The organism is Geomicrobium sp. JSM 1781026 (genome assembly GCF_041949955.1).
Classification (GTDB): domain Bacteria; phylum Bacillota; class Bacilli; order Bacillales; family Marinococcaceae; genus Geomicrobium_A.
In genome coordinates this window covers 356589-372831 of the sequence record NZ_JBHFQF010000004.1, presented here as the reverse complement: position 1 = coordinate 372831, position 16243 = coordinate 356589, and the positions used below count along the sequence as shown (strand labels likewise).

At 45.4% G+C, this 16243-nt stretch carries 14 protein-coding genes; 5 read left to right on the top strand and 9 right to left on the bottom strand.

The annotated features are described in order from the left end of the window. Window positions 1-6: 6 nt before the first annotated feature. Both ACE1TF_RS09520 and ACE1TF_RS09515 read right to left on the bottom strand, forming a co-directional pair. Complete coding sequence (locus ACE1TF_RS09520; protein WP_375016216.1) at window positions 7-804, bottom strand: sulfite exporter TauE/SafE family protein; 798 nt, start codon at window positions 802-804, stop codon at window positions 7-9. Between the two features lie 53 nt (window positions 805-857). Next, window positions 858-1352, bottom strand: coding sequence for a hypothetical protein (locus ACE1TF_RS09515; RefSeq protein WP_375016214.1), 495 nt, complete (start codon window positions 1350-1352; stop codon window positions 858-860). Between the two features lie 192 nt (window positions 1353-1544). Here ACE1TF_RS09515 and ACE1TF_RS09510 point away from each other — a divergent pair, with 192 nt between their 5' ends. After that, window positions 1545-1772 (top strand): hypothetical protein, encoded by a 228-nt coding sequence (locus tag ACE1TF_RS09510; RefSeq protein ID WP_042402521.1) that lies wholly within the window; start codon window positions 1545-1547, stop codon window positions 1770-1772. Between the two features lie 37 nt (window positions 1773-1809). Here ACE1TF_RS09510 and ACE1TF_RS09505 read toward each other — a convergent pair whose 3' ends face one another. The 3 genes from ACE1TF_RS09505 to manA all read right to left on the bottom strand — a co-directional run bounded on the left by ACE1TF_RS09505 (window position 1810) and on the right by manA (window position 6674). Further along, complete coding sequence (locus ACE1TF_RS09505; RefSeq protein ID WP_375016211.1) at window positions 1810-3741, bottom strand: fructose-specific PTS transporter subunit EIIC; 1932 nt, start codon at window positions 3739-3741, stop codon at window positions 1810-1812. Between the two features lie 90 nt (window positions 3742-3831). Next, window positions 3832-5703, bottom strand: coding sequence for a BglG family transcription antiterminator (locus tag ACE1TF_RS09500; RefSeq protein ID WP_375016209.1), 1872 nt, complete (start codon window positions 5701-5703; stop codon window positions 3832-3834). An 11-nt stretch (window positions 5704-5714) separates the two neighbouring features. Further along, on the bottom strand, window positions 5715-6674 hold the full coding sequence (gene manA, locus ACE1TF_RS09495; protein ID WP_375016207.1) for a mannose-6-phosphate isomerase, class I: 960 nt from the start codon (window positions 6672-6674) through the stop codon (window positions 5715-5717). A 146-nt stretch (window positions 6675-6820) separates the two neighbouring features. On the opposite strand from manA, the gene ACE1TF_RS09490 reads away from it, so the two are divergent. From ACE1TF_RS09490 to ACE1TF_RS09480, 3 genes are all read left to right on the top strand, one after another. Then, window positions 6821-7681: an ROK family protein gene (locus ACE1TF_RS09490; RefSeq protein ID WP_375016205.1), complete on the top strand. Its 861-nt coding sequence runs from the start codon at window positions 6821-6823 to the stop codon at window positions 7679-7681. A gap of 15 nt (window positions 7682-7696) precedes the next feature. Beyond that, complete coding sequence (locus tag ACE1TF_RS09485) at window positions 7697-8455, top strand: SDR family NAD(P)-dependent oxidoreductase (RefSeq protein ID WP_375016203.1); 759 nt, start codon at window positions 7697-7699, stop codon at window positions 8453-8455. 133 nt (window positions 8456-8588) lie between these two features. Beyond that, window positions 8589-9779, top strand: coding sequence for an iron-containing alcohol dehydrogenase (locus ACE1TF_RS09480; RefSeq protein ID WP_375016201.1), 1191 nt, complete (start codon window positions 8589-8591; stop codon window positions 9777-9779). Window positions 9780-9804: 25 nt separating this feature from the next. On the opposite strand, the gene ACE1TF_RS09475 is transcribed toward ACE1TF_RS09480, so the two are convergent. Beyond that, entirely contained in the window at window positions 9805-10572 is a 768-nt protein-coding gene (locus ACE1TF_RS09475; protein ID WP_042402536.1) for a C40 family peptidase, read from the bottom strand. Window positions 10573-10725: 153 nt separating this feature from the next. After that, entirely contained in the window at window positions 10726-11601 is an 876-nt protein-coding gene (gene rbsK, locus ACE1TF_RS09470; protein ID WP_375016199.1) for a ribokinase, read from the bottom strand. A 76-nt stretch (window positions 11602-11677) separates the two neighbouring features. Between rbsK and ACE1TF_RS09465 the strand changes: the two genes are divergently transcribed. Further along, a complete protein-coding gene (locus ACE1TF_RS09465; protein ID WP_375016196.1) occupies window positions 11678-12283 on the top strand; it encodes a YajG family lipoprotein in 606 nt (201 codons plus the stop codon). 1417 nt (window positions 12284-13700) lie between these two features. Here the strand turns inward: ACE1TF_RS09465 and ACE1TF_RS09460 are convergent. Next, window positions 13701-14873, bottom strand: a complete 1173-nt coding sequence (locus ACE1TF_RS09460) for a M20 metallopeptidase family protein (protein ID WP_375016194.1) — start codon at window positions 14871-14873, stop codon at window positions 13701-13703. 1 nt (window position 14874) lies between these two features. Next, window positions 14875-16233 carry a M20/M25/M40 family metallo-hydrolase gene (locus ACE1TF_RS09455; protein WP_375016192.1) on the bottom strand — a complete coding sequence of 453 codons (1359 nt, stop codon included), beginning with the start codon at window positions 16231-16233 and terminating at the stop codon, window positions 14875-14877. Window positions 16234-16243: the final 10 nt, after the last annotated feature.

Genomic DNA, 16243 nt, shown 5'->3' with positions numbered 1-16243 from the left:
ACGCTTTTATCCGAAAATCATCATCAAGACAACGAGCACTAACAGAAGTAAGTATATTTTGGAGAATAGTCCATCTGGAAGTTTTTGAGCGATGATTCTTCCTAAAGGAACTCCGGCAAATCCACCAAGCGTGAAGCCAAGGAGCGCAGGTAAGTAAATAAAGCCTACGGTACTGTCAGGCATGCCTTCAGCTTGTAATCCTGTAATGAGGTACGTAATTGAACCTACAATAGCAATGGGTAAACCGAGCGGGGTTGCGAGTGCAACGGCGTGTAGCATGCGTAGCCCCCGTTTTCGTAGGTAGGGAATGGTCATTAAGCTGCCACCAATTCCTAACAGTGTGGAAACAAAGCCGATAACGATGCCGCTAATGGCACCGGAGGATTTTTTCGGATAGGTGAAAGCATGTTCTGTAAAGGCATTTGTAAACGTCCGCTTTGCCACGTTTGAAATGATTACATAAATAAGAAATGCGATAAATACATAGCGTAACCCGTCACTCGGCACGTAACTGGCAATCACACCGCCAACGAATGCCCCCATCGAGATCGTCAACACGAAAAACCGAAAAATCGGCCATTTAACATTGTTTTGACGAGAATGATTAAGCGTTGAATTTAAGGAATTGATAATCATTACCGCGAGAGACGTTCCGATGGCTGTATGCATGAGGTAAGATGCAGGAATTGATTCAGGTAGTAATGCAAACAAAATCGGTACAACAATGAGTCCACCACCTAAACCAAACAGGCTAGAAAGTACCCCAATGAGTATGCCAATAATCGTAAAAATTAAAATGGACACCGTCCCCACTCCTTCCTACCCGAACGTTACAACACCCCTTAATTGTAACATGGCTATGATGGGTACTGGTGGAGAATGAGCGGCTCACCTTGTGCGCGAACGAAACAAAAGTCGCGAGACAAAAGGTGATTCATATGTTGAGAGTCGTATGACGTGTTGCGAAAAAAAACTTTTGCAGTCACGTATAAATGCTTCACGTTCATCCATTGAAAGTACTGGACGATCTTTTTTAGAAATAACTCTCTCATCGTTAAGCTGTCAAAGCTCGTTTCGATATACATTTCTTCTACAACTGCGAAGTTTCCCCATTCCTTCACCCCATCATCTATTTTTGACAATACCTTCAATACTGAGGAAACATCTTTAGAAATTCCTTTAGAAGGCAATTTAGACATGCTCGTTTCATTGAACAAATAATACTGACAAGAGCCAATGGCTATCATTTCTTCAGCTCCAACGTCAAAATATTGCAATGTCAAATAGCCAATCATGTAATTGTCTTGAGGGTGAAGTGACATGGATCCGCTAATTTCAATGTGATGGTCCATATTTGTCATCCTTCCCAATTTGGTAATGCCTGGACAGGCATAGATTACCTAGTTGTAAGAAAATACGATAAAACAATGTAAATGGATGCATCAATCGCACAAATTAAGCATTAAGACCTAATTTTCCAACAGTGATCGTCAGTACACTTCGGCGTGAGTTCGTGCATAGTTTAGCGTTGAGGGGGCGTTTATTTGAGACATTCCAATGACTTCTTCAATGATTTAAGACGCTCGTTAAAAACTTTTGAACGTGATTTTAATCATCGATTCTCGGGAATGAACAAGAGAATTGATGACGCAGACCGTCGCTTTCAACAAATCGATGAGCAGTTTGAAAAGGATACAGATGAGCGATTTAAGCGAATAAATCGAGGGTTCGAACGGGCAACGGATTCTTGGTCAGATGAGTATAGGAACTAAAAGAACAAGCCGAGGTGAGTCCTCAGCTTGTTCCTTTTTAGCGTATTTCATCTAAGCGCTCGTAGATGTCATCCATTGATGTTGCTTTGGACAAGTCTTCTCTGAATTTATCGTCCATTAGTTTTCGTGAGAGTAATTGCAGGATTTTAAGGTGATCATCGCCTTCTCTTTCTTTTGGAACAGCAATCATAAAGATGAGTGTTGCATGCTCACCATCAAGGCTGTTCCAATCGACACCGTCACGTTGGATTCCAAAAGCAACAGCAGGTTCTTTTACGTGATCAGACTTTCCGTGCGGGATCGCAATCTGCATGCCTAACCCCGTTGAGCCTTCGGCTTCACGTTCAAGAATTACTTCTCTGAACGCTCGTACGTCAGTAATGACATCCTCTTCATGCAGTTTGTCGATGAGTTCATCAATGACCCCATCGCGTGTGTTGCTTTGAAGGGTAGGTACAATTAAATCTTTGTTGATCAGGTCTGTGAGTTTTTCAAAAGAGACCGTCGAAGGCTGAGTAGGTGCAATTTGTTCCTTCGCTTGATCATTAGACGCACTCACAGCAGGGGCTGACCCGGTGTTCTCTGTTACGGTTTTCTTTATGAGGTTCACAAGTATAGCTGTAATGACAGAACCGACCAATATTGCGACAAAGAACATAATCACACCGTCGATTGCACCGAGCACACCAACAATCGGACCGCCGTGGGCAACGCTGCCGCCAACATTAGCAGCCATTGCAATCGCTGCTCCGGCCATCGAACCAATCATGATGGTAGGAATGACCCGGAATGGGTCTCTTGCAGCGAAAGGAATTGCACCTTCTGTAATTCCGAACAAGCCCATCGTAAATGAGGCTTTTCCAGTTTCTCTCTCGGACTGGTCGTATTTTTTGCGGTTGATAAATGTTGCGAGACCGAGTCCGATCGGTGGGATTGCAATCGCAGTTGCTACAGCGCCCATAATGGCCAAGTTTCCTTCGGTAATCATCGCAGCACCGAATAAAAAGGCAACCTTATTGACTGGCCCCCCCATGTCAAAGGAAATCATCGCTCCAAGAATTAAGGAGAGTAATATTGCATTCGTTCCTTCTAATCCTTCTAGCCATTGGGTCAAACTATCAAAGACGAAGGCAACAGGCTCTCCGATGACAAAGACGAAGAGAAGTCCGACGATGAGTGAGGACAGAACGGGTATAAATATAATCGGCATTACTGGCTGCACCGCTTTAGGTACAGGAATCTTCTTAATTAAGAGGGCAACATAGCCGGCGAGAAAACCGGCAATTATGCCGCCGATAAACCCTGCTTCTGCTTCACTACCGTAGATGGAACCGTCAGCGGCGAGCAACCCGCCGATCATTCCTGGCGCGAGTCCAGGCCGGTCGGCGATGCTCATTGCGATGAAACCGGCAAGAATTGGAACCATGAATGTGAAGGCGCTTGCCCCGATGGCTTCAATAATGCTCCAGACGGAGTCTTCTGGAACAGCCATTCCATCTTCGGTAGGCACACCACCTAGTGAGATGGATATGGCAATGAGTAACCCGCCGACGACGATAAACGGAATCATAAATGAAACGCCGTTCATAAGGTGGCGGTAAATCGGGTTTTGTTGCTTGTCTTCATTCTTTGTTTCTTGTCCATTACCGGTTTGGATTGTTTTGGCATCACCTTGTAGAATTTGCTCAATAAGTTCTTTCGGTCGATGCACACCATCTTGTACACCGACTTCCACGTAGGGGAGGCCTTGAAAACGGTCTTTCTCAATCGTTTTATCCGCTGCGAAGATCACACCTTCTGCATCTTGAATGTCAGAAGACGTGAGCACGTTTTCCGCACCGACAGAGCCTTGTGTTTCAACTTTAATTTCTACGCCGAGCTCAGCGGCTGCTTTTTGTAAGTTCTCAGCCGCCATGTATGTGTGGGCGATGCCAGTGGGGCATGCCGTTACAGCAACAATTTTCTTCATGTTTCTCCCTCCTCGTTCCAATCATACTACTTCGTAAGAGAGAGAATGTAAACGTTTTTTTACCGGAATGGTGTGCACTTACGGAAACGATTAAAGCAATTCAAAAATAGAAGAAGCATTTGTCATGACGGTAAATCGGTGAATACGGTCAGGGTGGTCACTCAATTGCGAGATTTCTCGGAATAACTGCTTCATGTCTTCACCGTGTTGAAGATCAGCGGCGATCAAGAGAACGATACGGACTTGGTTGCCGTCCCAATCGATTGGTTCAGGTAAGATGCCCATTTTCAAAGTAGGTGTAAACACATGATCGGGACTTCCGTGAGGGATAGCGATGCCACCGCCGATATACGTAGACGACCGCTGTTCTCGAGCGAATGTACTCTCCATGTAAACGGTATTAACTCTGTCCGTGTCTATGAGTGGTTGTACAAGGTCTTCTATTACTTGAAAACGATGAGTGGAAGATAAAAAATGGATATTATCGGCACTGCCTAACAACGTTTTGAGTGCGGACACTTCTGGCTTTTGCGTGTTGACGATTGCCTGAATAAGCAAGTCATGCTCATGAGCTTTTAGAAATGGAGATACGACAATGACAGGTTTTTCAGCAGAGTTTATCGGTACGGTTGAGACGATCAGGTCAACTTCTGCGGAACGGATGTACTCAGGCTCTGAATTTGTGGCCACAATGGTGACGGAATGATTTAACTGTTTGATTTTCGCTTCTAAAAGTTTCCCCATGCTTCGACCCTCTGGACATACAATCGCGATGCGCACAGGGTCTTCAACTCGGTCGTCCAAGTGTTCAAGCGCAACTTGAAAATGAATCGTTAAATAGGCGACTTCATCATGATGCCAGTTAAGAGAAAGGTCTAATCGTTCTAGCGATTGCAAGATCATCTCAAATAAATACGGGTATTGTTTGCGCACATCAAACACGAGCGGATTGTGCATTCGGAAATTTTGCTGAATGCGGATTAAGCTTCCTTCTAAGTGAAGTGCAAGAGAACGAAATAGATTCTGGTCATTTCTGAATGGATACCCGGTTCGTTCGGTTACATCATCCATTAATTGGTTTGTAAATCGTAAGGTTGAATCACTCAAAGTGAGTGTTAGGAAGCTGTGCTCTGAAGAAGACTCATTCAATTCGATACGAGCACTTTGGAAATGGTAAAACAAATAGCGCTTCTCGGCACTTTTCCACCGAATGTTGAATAAGGATTCTAACTGGTGGATAAGGTCGTTCATGTAATCGGGGTAACAATTGTCATGTTCACTCATCATTATGAAGAATTTCTGTTTGATTCGTTTCTCTGATAAAAGAATATGAACGATGATCGAAGTTCTGGCTCGGTAGGTGAGTGTCCAATTCCGCTCTTTCTCAATAGACCGAATGACTCGTTCGACAGCAGCCCAGTCAAATGGGGAGAACCAGTCTCGAATCTGGCCCGAAGCCTGAAATGATCGATGGAACAGCTCGGCAAGAAAGGAGCGGCGATCTTTTTCTTCACCGGTGATGACAATGCCGACATTCGGTTTTCGTTCCAACCCGATGCCGAACTTCTGCATTTGAACGGCAACACCTGTTAAATCTTCACGAATAACGGAGCGGCTCACATAAAAATGGTCGGCAAGTTGTGTAACGGTCAGCGAGTCACGCGTTGATACTAACATTCTCGCAAGTTCATCGTGACGGTTTGTTTGCTTAGGGGCTCCTTCAGATGAGAGTAACTCTCGTAAGCGATCGGCTTCTTCATCGGTTTGATCAAGGTACACGCCCTTACTCTGTTTTCTAACGACGCGTCCGAGCTGATGCGATTGAAAATATTCATCGATAGCTGACCACTCATTACGGACGGTTTTATCCGAGCAATTGATCGTCTCGGCAATTGCCTGAATGGATACAGGGCCGTTCTGGACGAATAAATAGAGAACAATGGCCACTTGTCTTGAAGTCATAGTGTCGCTCCTTAGTTTGGATGGCTACAAATGATCGTCATATCCCCGTCCATCACAATATTTCTCAAATCATTCGGTAGAAGAAAGTGGTCACCAGCCGCAAGAGAAAATGCTTGTTGATTCGTGTGACACGTTCCTTCCCCCTGGACGACCGTTGCGAGCAGATAAGATCCTGGGCGTTCAAATTGAAATTCTCCTCTGACCGATAATTCGTAAACGGAGAAGGATGGTGCTTGGACAAGTCGGTTGATAATGCCTCCAGCAGATGCAGAAATGGTCGTGTTCTCTCGGCCTATCTCTTGTTTATCGGGTGTGTTCGTTACTTGAATGGCTTTGTCTAAATGTAATTCGCGTTTCTTGCCATCGGATTCAACTCGGTCAAAGTCATACACACGGTACGTCGTGTCGGAACTTTGCTGTGTCTCGAGAATGATAATCCCCTTGCCGATGGCGTGAATTGTGCCGCTCGGAACGTAGACGAAGTCTCCTTTTTGAACAGGCACTTTTTTCAATAAACCATGCCAGTCTTCTTCAGCAACTTTCTTCTGAAATTCTTCCGTTGTTTCGGCGTGATGACCGAGGATAAGTTCTGAATTAGGACGAGCATCGACGACGTACCAGCATTCTGTTTTTCCGTAGGCTTCATCGTTTTCGAGTTGTTTTGCTTCCTCATCATTCGGGTGAACTTGCACAGACAGATCATCTGTAGCATCTAAGAGTTTAACGAGCAGTGGGAACTCCTCGCTCGTTAAGGATTCACCAAATAAGGCAGGTTCGTCTCGGTATAAATCGCGAAGTGTCACGTTGTCATACCGCCCCCCCTTGACGATGCTCTCTCCATTTCGGTGCGCGGAAATTCCCCAGCACTCCCCTGTGCGTTCATAAGGGAGCGTATACCCGAAAGACTGCAAGTTTTTTCCTCCCCAAACACGGTGTTTAAATACAGGTGTAAAAAATATTGGTTCATTCATGAGTTGGTCACTCCTCTGTGTAACAATCTATGTAGAAACTATCATATTTGTTTGGCACTTGCCTAATAGAAAACGTCCGAGTTGTTCTTGGAATCTCTGTTTGATATATTAAAACTCAAGGAACACGACGGCGGAGAGTGATGTGAATGGTTCGTATTGGTGGGTTAGAAGCAGGAGGAACGAAGATGGTCTGTGCGGTGGCAGACGCAAAAGGTCAGATTGTTGCACGGGAGACATATCCGACAAAAACACCAGAGGAGACACTTCCACAACTCGTTCAATTTTTCAAAGAGCAACAGATTGATGCGCTCGGAATTGGATCATTTGGGCCTGTCCATCTTCAAGACGACAATTACGGTGTGATCGGAAATACACCAAAAATTCCATGGATTGGAGTGTCGCTCTATCGAGTGTTTGCTGATGAGTTGAATATTCCGGTCAAAATCACTACAGATGTGAACGCAGCCGCCTACGCTGAGCATCAAGAAGGAGCAGCCAAAGGGTTGGATAGTTGTCTATACATCACGGTAGGGACCGGAATTGGTGCAGGAGCGATTATGAACGGAAACGTCATGCAAGGGTTTTCTCACCCTGAAATGGGACATATTCAAGTGAAGAGAAACGTTGAAGATAATTTTGAGGGGATTTGTCCTTACCATAAAGATTGTCTTGAAGGTATGGCTTCTGGCCCTGCAATTGAAGCGAGATGGGGGAAAAAAGGGTCTGACTTGTCCGAAAGAGGAGATGTGTGGTCATTACAAAGTGATTACCTCGGACAAGCGCTCGCGCAATACACGTTCATGCTCATGCCAGAAAAGATTATCATCGGTGGCGGCGTGATGAACCAACCGGAAATTATGCCGAAGGTTCGTCGAGCGTTTCTTCGTCATTTAGGAGGGTATGTGGATATTCCTTCGGTGGCGTCGTTTATCGTTTCCCCTGGATTAAAAGGAGAGTCGGGGGCAAGAGGGGCAATTCTATTAGGAAACGAAGCGTATAACGAATAACGGAGGGATCCGAACATGTCGAGATTGGAAGGGCTAACCGCCATCGTTACGGGAGCAGCGAGCGGCATCGGGCTAGGGACTGCCAGATTGTTTGCAGAAGAAGGGGCAAATGTTGTTCTGGCCGATATTGACGAGCAGCTACTGAAACAGGAAGTAGACAATTTGCAAAGCGAAGGATTGTCCGTCACAAGGTCCACGTTAGATGTGACAAAAAAAGAAGCGTGGGCACACACGGTGCAGTGTGCGCTTAATACGTATCACAAAATAGATATTTTGGTCAACAATGCCGGTATTCATCGCCCGGATAAGCTGTTGGACACAGAGCTAGACGTGTGGCATAACGTAATGGATGCGAATGCGACGAGTGTATTTCTCGGGATGCAGCAGACGATTCCACATATGCAACAATTAGGAAAAGGGTCAATCATTAACATCGTTTCAGTGGCGGCATTGACCGGCAGTGGTGCAGCTGCTGGAAACGGGACAGCGTACAGTGCTTCAAAAGGAGCTGTCCGTGCGCTAACGACACACGCCGCCAACCACTTTGCCAAAGATCAGATTCGTGTGAATGCCATTTTCCCAGGTCCTATTAAGACACCGATTATGGGAGAGCGCCAAAAAACAATCGCTGAACGGAATAAAGACGTTGTTCCTCTTCCACCTTACTACGGGGAAGCCCGAGATATTGCTTATGGTGCACTATATTTTGCTTCTGATGAGTCGAGGTTTGTGACCGGAGATGAACTTGTGATTGACGGTGGTTCTGTTCGTTAAAAAAGAAGTCACTTTGCTACAACACTAGCGAAGTGGCTTGATTTTATTTAGGGATATGCTACAATGTTAAAATATTGATTTTTCAAATTATTAACAATTGAAAGCGCTTTACAAAGTAGTGAGGAGGAAAAGTATGCACACGATGCAGTTTCCAAAGGAACTTGTGTATGGCCAGGACTCGTTACAACAAGTAGGGCTTTTATCTAAGAAACTAGGAAATCGCGCATTGATCATTAGTGATGAAGTCATGAGAGAGTTAGGTGTCGTCGCTGAAGTTTCAGAATTATTATACGATCAAAACATAGACTCGGTTGTGTATCTTGGGATTGCTGGTGAGCCTAAAGATACGTATGTGACAGATGCCTTACAACTTATTCGACAGCAACAGTGTGACCATATCGTTGCGGTTGGTGGGGGCAGTTGCATTGATACGGCGAAAGCTGCAGCTGTTGTGCATACGAACGGTGGTCAAATTCGTGACTATATGAATCAAGCGAAAATGGCTATAGAGCCGGGACTTCCTTTGATTGCTGTTCCTACGACTGGGGGAACAGGTTCGGAAGTGACCGATGCTACGGTCATTACCGATGTTTCCGATGAAATGAAAATGATGATTAAGCAACCGGCATTTATGCCAGAAGTTGCGATCGTCGATCCGCGCCTAACGCTCACGACCCCTCGAGAGATTACAGCAGCAGTGGGGATTGATTCAGTTACGCATGCACTTGAAGCCTATTTATCAAAAGATGCCCATCCGTTTACTGATCAACTAGCCGTAAATGCATTATCACTTTTGTTAGATAACCTTCGGGACGTCTATCACCACGGAGACCGTTATGAAGCGCGCCATCAGGTGATGTATGCAGCGATGCTTGCAGGTATGGCGTTCTCGAACGCTTCCCTTTGCCTTGTGCACGGCATGTCTAGACCAATTGGTGCGAAATTCCATGTTCCTCACGGCATTTCAAATGCGATGTTACTTCCAGTTGTATTAGAATATACTGTGCCAGCGTGCGAACAACGACTATATGAGCTTGCCTGTAAGGTTCGTCCAGAAAGAGAAAGCCTATCCCAAGCAGACGGGGCGAAAGCACTCGTGGAAGATCTGTTGCGGTTATGCCAAGATTTAAATATCGGAAATTTCCAATCATACGGAATTTCTGAAGAAGATTACATGAAATCTCGGGAGAAGATGGCAGAAGAAGCGCTATTGAGTGGCAGTCCAGGCAATAACCCGAGAGTTCCAGATAAGAAAGAAATCGTCACGCTCTACGAGCGAGCGTATGCTTATCAATACTTTGCATTGGACGAAATAAACCGCTGAAGCCATCTGGCTTCAGCGGTTTATTTTACATTGAGCGATAACCTAAGAAATGGTTTTGGTAGTAGTTACTACTTAAGTTGTCTACACGCACTCCGCTAGAGCTTGCGTGAATAAATTCGTTGCCGCCAATGTAGATACCGGCATGTGTTGCCGTGTTAGACGTGTTATACGTTCCTTGGAAAAACACGAGATCTCCAACAGCTGGAGCGGACACTGGCGTGCCTGCGTCATAGATCGCTTGTGTTGTTCTAGGTAATGATTGACCGTTCTGCGCGAATACGTAGTTTAAAAACCCACTACAATCAAATCCAGCTGGCGTCGTTCCGCCCCAAGAGTATGGAGTTCCTATTAACCCTTGTGCCGTGCCAATGACACCTGATGTACTCGATTCGGTTGAAGTAGACGTTTCTGTTGACACACTTTTCACTTCTGAACGACCTGTCAACGCTTGGAATGTATTTGGCCCTGCAATGCCGTCGACAGAAAGCCCTTGTGCTTGTTGGAAGCTCCGAACCGCTTCTTCCGTAATCGGTCCAAAAATACCATCGGCGTTTACGTGAGAATGACCGGAGTCTTGTAGAGCAGACTGAAGGTCTACGACCGATTGTCCACGATCTCCACTTTGGACAATGCCTGTAGCGCTCGCTTCCACAGCTACAGTTTCAACGGCTGCTGTGTCTCCTGCAGGAGCAGAAGCAGAAGCAGTTTCAGTAAAAATAGAAGGTGAAAAAGCGAACAAACTAGCAGCAAAGCTAGTCGTAACGACAAATTTTGTTAGACGAGTATAACGCATGAATTCAACATCCTTTTTCTATGTATTTCCGTGACGAGGTAAATAAGCAACACCCTCATCATAAGGAAGATAGATTGCGAAAGAATGTCGGTTTCATGACATACTGATTACAATAATATTCCAATTTTAGTCAAAATATGACACAAAGTGACATTACTTTGTGCCTAGTCGCTCCCAAACTTGCGTGGCTGTTGGCATCCCCGCTTGGGCTCCGCTCTTTTCAATCGATAATGAGGCGGCAGCGTTCGCAAACGCGATACACTCTCGTAATGTCTGATCAGTGTTTAGCGCAACAGCAAAGGCACCATTAAACGTATCACCTGCACCCGTACTATCCACCCCATTTGTTCGGAAACTAGACACGATAATCCGTTCGTTTCCATCGTGAAACATTGCCCCATCTTTTCCCTTTGTGACGATAAGTTTATTCGGATACTTTTCAACAGCTTCCTCAGCCGCTAGATTAAACAACGCCTTGCATTCCAACTCATTTGGCGTTAAATAATCCACACGATCAATCATCTTTTCGGGCAGTCGTTGTGCTGGGGCAGGGTTTAAAATCGTGGTCGTCTTTTCTTCCCAAGCAATACGTACGACTTCTTCAACGAATGGGATAGGAACTTCAAGTTGAAGAAGGAGAGTCGTAGCGTTTTTAATCACACTTCGGTAGGCTTCAGCGTCAGTTGCCGCCCAAGTAAAATTCGCACCTGGGACGACAATGATCGAATTGTCATTGTTTTGGACGGTGATCGACGCGATGCCTGTATGTTCTTCAACAGCACGAACGTCGTCCACGTTTACAGATTCTTGATGCAATTGTTCATATATAGCGCGGCCAAACTCATCCTTGCCGATGCGTCCGACGAGTTGAACGTGTTCGCCAAGTCGTGCAACTGCTGTGGCTTGATTAGCCCCTTTTCCGCCAGGAGAGATAGCGAACCGTTCACCTAGAACCGTCTCGCCGATTGCGGGGTGTTGCTTTGTAGACGTAATCAAATCCATATTCACACTGCCAATAACAGTAATCATTATCCGTACCCCTTTTGAATGTTAAAGTCATGATTGCTTCTTTACCTGAATAGAAGAGAGTAGAGGAGTGGATCATTTGAAGAGATTCAGTTTTTTGTTTGTCTTACTCATACTTACGAGCTGTTCTTTTTCCTCACAAGCGGTTCGTGTGACAGAAAGAGATGTGATTGATTTTGAACAGCTCAACTTTTCGAAGTATTTACCGACCGATGCGGTTACGTTGAAATATGAAATGCACTATGAAGGGTCCGATGATCGAACGTTGAAAGAACGTAAAATCGAGCCGACAACAAGTATGCATTATACAATTACACAAACTGTTAATCAAGAAATGACGAGTCGCGGACAGTATGAATTGACGAAAGACTCGCTGCAAGGCAAGCGAACATTAAGGTCCGAAAAAGATGCTCCGCACACGTTACTTCAGTCTGAACCGTGGGAAGATGAACTTTTTACATTTGAAGTAGACAAACATTTTTATGAAGTGAACATAAAAAACCAAAACTACGAAAAATGTGTTGCCCAAGTACAGTCCAACGATACACATGTTGAAGTAGGCAGAACCTATTTCTGTCCAGGAGTCGGAGAAGTGTTCAGTGAAGTGAGATTAGAAGAATCAAAACCTAACTATATTACAGAGCTGGTTGATGTCGTGAGTTTTGGAGCGGAGAAGGGTGATTAGATGATGAGGGTAGTAGGGGTAGGTGTCCAGAGAAAGGGAAATGGATGTGTGATAAACGTTAAATTTTTTTGAATGGAACTGTCTTTCCAAGGGCGGAAAAACCAGTTGAAGTTCTCTCGGGTTTAACAATACCATTTTGAAAAACGTTTGTTTTCTATCTATAGATGATAATCGGGGATATGAGGGAATCTTATAACTGTTTTTTAGCTGTTTCCAAAGTTCCTTGATTGCGAACCTAATCACCCACCCGTGCCCGGTTTGGCTGGGCTTTGTTCCCAATCGATGGCCGTCTCATTCCAAACAGGCGTTTATGGAAACAGATCAAGCACTTTAATGAGAATAACCGACAATCTATTTCCAAAAACTAGGACTATTCTCTCAAACACTTACACACTTTGCCTCACTCACGATGAGTGGGTGCAAAATCGTGAGAAGTTCAGTAACTCAGCATATTTTAACAGTACTTAGTTGTTTTTAGCACGATCTAGATCATCATGAAAACGATCTATATAAGTTGAACGAAAGAAATTCACTGAATCGAATGACCGAGATCGGTCTTTGCGGGTGATTGCTTGCATATTGTCTGTTGAAATTCATCTCGTTGCACTTCGGCAACTTCATTGCCGATCGTTGTTCGTCACTGCAAGGGTTTCGGGCAACACGAAAAACGTTTGCCAAAGGGTAAAAAGTTGGGACCGAGGCTCACCACCTGGCACAAGCAAGTGATGGCCGGTCACGTATGTGACAATCCAGCCCTCAAACCGTTTATGTGCGCATTCACGTTTAAAATCATGATTTTTCTTTCTCAAGTGTCACATTAATGAATATATGGGGCATTTGGACTTCTTTCCACACACCGTAGCCAGGAAGCAGGAACGTGAACCGTGTTGCCCTTGTGCTCTGGAGTGTCAAGAAAACCTGTTGGGCGTTTTTTGACCACCGTTGTTGCACTTATGCTCTGGAGTATCAAGTAGACACAGCGAACACAAGCTGCAGCGCAGGGTGAGGTGATGTTGCCCTTATAGTCTGGACTGTATAGCAAACACGGTGGTCGCCTTTTGACCTCCGATGTTGCCCTTGTACTCCGGAGTGCAAGCATCCGCATGCAGTGGAAGGCAACAACAAACTGCGCAATTAGGAAAATGTTAAGGTCATTCTATATAGATCGCAAAGTATCTGGAATAAACCATCGTTTTAACGCGATCTAGATCATTTCGGGGGCAATCTAGATTGCCGATCTCCTGAATATTCCCAGTTGGTAGGCAAATCGCCCTTTATGTGAGCAAACACCAATTCAACCGCTGTAGAGAGAGGTTGCACACTCAAACTTCTTCATATGCTTGGATGTTTTGAGTTCCCACTAGCATGTATTGCTTAGCTCAATATGAAACGAAGCTCCTTCCACCTTTACGCACGTTTAACGGGCAGCTAAATAGCGATACGCCCATTCAGTGAGCAGGGCACTGCCGAGTGGCAAGGCATCCTCGTCGATATTGAAATTGGGGGAATGAAGAGAAGCGTCGATGTTTTTGCTTTTGTTGCCAACACCGAGGCGAAACATTGTGCCTGGAATTTGCTCGGTATAATATGAGAAATCTTCTCCGCCCATGGACGGTTTTCCGTAATGAAGCGCTCCAGAACCGAGCACATTCTCCACCGATTGTTCAAGGACCGGGATGAGCTGTGGGTCGTTGTATACGGAAGGAAACCCGCGTCGGTAATCCATCTCATATTGCGCGTCAAATGCTTCGGTAATTCCTTTAACAATTCTGTGCATTTCCGACTCAACGAGGTCACGGGCGGAAGGTTCTAACGTTCGCACGGTACCACCAAAGACGACTTCGTTCGGAATGACGTTGTCTGCAGAACCCCCGTGAATACGGGTGATCGACAAGACAGCAGAGGACAATGGATCGACATGCCGGCTAACAATTTGTTGTAGTGAAGAGATGACTTCGGCCGTTATCGTGATTGGGTCGGTTGCAAGGTAAGGGTGGGCGGCGTGCCCGCCCTTACCAACAATCTTTACAGAAAATACATCGACAGCTCCGGAGCTCAGTCCTTTTGTAACCGATGCCGTACCAATCTCATTTTTGGCATACACGTGTGTACCAGCAATCGCTTCCACTTTCGGGTTGTCGAGTGCCCCGTCTTGAATCATGCGCTCTGCCCCACGTAACCCTTCTTCTGCAGGTTGGAATAGCAACTTTACATTCCCGCGTTCAGGTGGTTCATCTGCGAGAAGTTTCGCGGCACCGAGCAACATTGCCGTATGCGCATCATGACCACACATGTGGGCAATGCCATCATGTTTAGAGCGATAGTCCAACTGCTCATTGGCTTCTTGCATCGGAAGTGCGTCCATGTCTGCGCGCAAGCCGACAGTCGGGCCGTTTGACTTTCCTGGAATGAATACAGTGAGCCCCGTTTTTGCAAGTCGCGTCGCGCTCAAACCAAACGATTGTAGCTGCTTCTCTACATAATTGCGCGTCTCAAACTCTTCAAAACCAAGCTCTGGATGTTGATGAAACTGTCTTCGCCACGTGATGAGTTCTCGTTTTATTGCTTCTGCGCGTTTACGTGTATTCATGTTATTCCTCCGGATCGTTTGCGAATTCATGCACGATGGTTGCCATCATCTTAATGCCATCAATGTAGTCTTCGATGGCAATGTTCTCGTTTGGTGCATGATTTCTTGAGTTTTCATTGCCAACACCGAGTGACACTGCTGGAATTCCTTGTTTTTGACAGATGTCATACATTGGACCGGTGCCTGGTGTGTTGCGAAGAACGACGGGCTTTTCACCGTATACTCGTTCGACATTGTTTACGATCGTTGAAACGAGTGGGTCACTCGGATCCGTCTTGGCAGGGTGGCATCCGGATAATTTCGTCACGTTGATGTCAGAAAACCCATTTTGATTTAAATGATTCTTCAGCAAATCAAGGATTTCATTCGGATCTTGGTCACCAACGAGTCGAAAATCTAGCTTTACTTTTGCTTTAGACGGAAGAACCGTTTTTGAGCCTTCCCCGGTATACCCTGACTCGATACCACAGATTGTACATGTCGGTTGGAATAACAACTTTTCTTTCAAACTCATACCAGATAAGCCTAGCAAGAAGCCGTCAAGGTCAAGAGCGGAGAGGGTAGCATTTTCTTCATAGTTCATGTCTTCGAGAATTTTCTTTTCAATCGGTGTTGGTGCATGCACACGGTCGTAAAAACCATCAATGAGGATTTCTTCTTGTTCGTTTTTCAACGTATTTAAGGCCCAAATTAATTGCCATGCGGGATTCTCGATAACAGCGGCATTTGCCGAGTGTAAGTCGGTGTTTGCTCCTGTTGCTTCTAGTTCTACGTAAAGCATCCCTTTCACACCTAGAGAGACTTGCAACTGTCCGTTCGGATTTTTGTAGCCGAATTCCCAAATGCAACCATCGGACGCAAGTTTGTCCGGGTAACGATCCGCGAATTCTTCGAGATGAACACTCCCGATTTCTTCCTCACCTTCAAAGATGAATTTCACATTTACAGGCGGTTTGCCATACACGTTCGTGTAGGCATGTACCGCACAAATTCTCGCCATCAAATTTCCTTTGTTGTCAGCGACCCCTCGTGCATACATTTTGCCATCGCGAATATCCGCAGAGAAAGGATCACTTTCCCACAACTCAATGGGGTCTTCTGGCTGGACGTCGTAATGATTGTAGAAAGAGAGCGTCTTTTCTGCACCGGTGTCTAGTTCACCAAAAACGACGGGAAAGCCACTCGTCTCCAATTGTTCTGATACGGCACCTGTCTTCTTTTGTAAGTAATCTTCAACCATAGTAGCGGTCGTCTCCATCCCGCGGTTTTGGGCAGCGACGCTTGGTTGCTTACATAAATCACGTAGCCATTCAATGTACTCCTCACGATGATCGTCGATATACTGATACACTTCTTTCATATTATGAGCC

Coding starts and splice junctions, on each gene's coding strand:
- ACE1TF_RS09460 (WP_375016194.1), bottom strand. CDS start 14,873: ATGAATACACGTAAACGCGCAGAAGCAATAAAACGAGAACTCATCACG.
- ACE1TF_RS09480 (WP_375016201.1), top strand. CDS start 8,589: ATGCACACGATGCAGTTTCCAAAGGAACTTGTGTATGGCCAGGACTCG.
- ACE1TF_RS09490 (WP_375016205.1), top strand. CDS start 6,821: ATGGTTCGTATTGGTGGGTTAGAAGCAGGAGGAACGAAGATGGTCTGT.
- manA (WP_375016207.1), bottom strand. CDS start 6,674: ATGAATGAACCAATATTTTTTACACCTGTATTTAAACACCGTGTTTGG.
- ACE1TF_RS09505 (WP_375016211.1), bottom strand. CDS start 3,741: ATGAAGAAAATTGTTGCTGTAACGGCATGCCCCACTGGCATCGCCCAC.
- ACE1TF_RS09515 (WP_375016214.1), bottom strand. CDS start 1,352: ATGGACCATCACATTGAAATTAGCGGATCCATGTCACTTCACCCTCAA.
- ACE1TF_RS09475 (WP_042402536.1), bottom strand. CDS start 10,572: ATGCGTTATACTCGTCTAACAAAATTTGTCGTTACGACTAGCTTTGCT.
- ACE1TF_RS09500 (WP_375016209.1), bottom strand. CDS start 5,703: ATGACTTCAAGACAAGTGGCCATTGTTCTCTATTTATTCGTCCAGAAC.
- rbsK (WP_375016199.1), bottom strand. CDS start 11,601: ATGATTACTGTTATTGGCAGTGTGAATATGGATTTGATTACGTCTACA.
- ACE1TF_RS09455 (WP_375016192.1), bottom strand. CDS start 16,233: ATGAAAGAAGTGTATCAGTATATCGACGATCATCGTGAGGAGTACATT.
- ACE1TF_RS09485 (WP_375016203.1), top strand. CDS start 7,697: ATGTCGAGATTGGAAGGGCTAACCGCCATCGTTACGGGAGCAGCGAGC.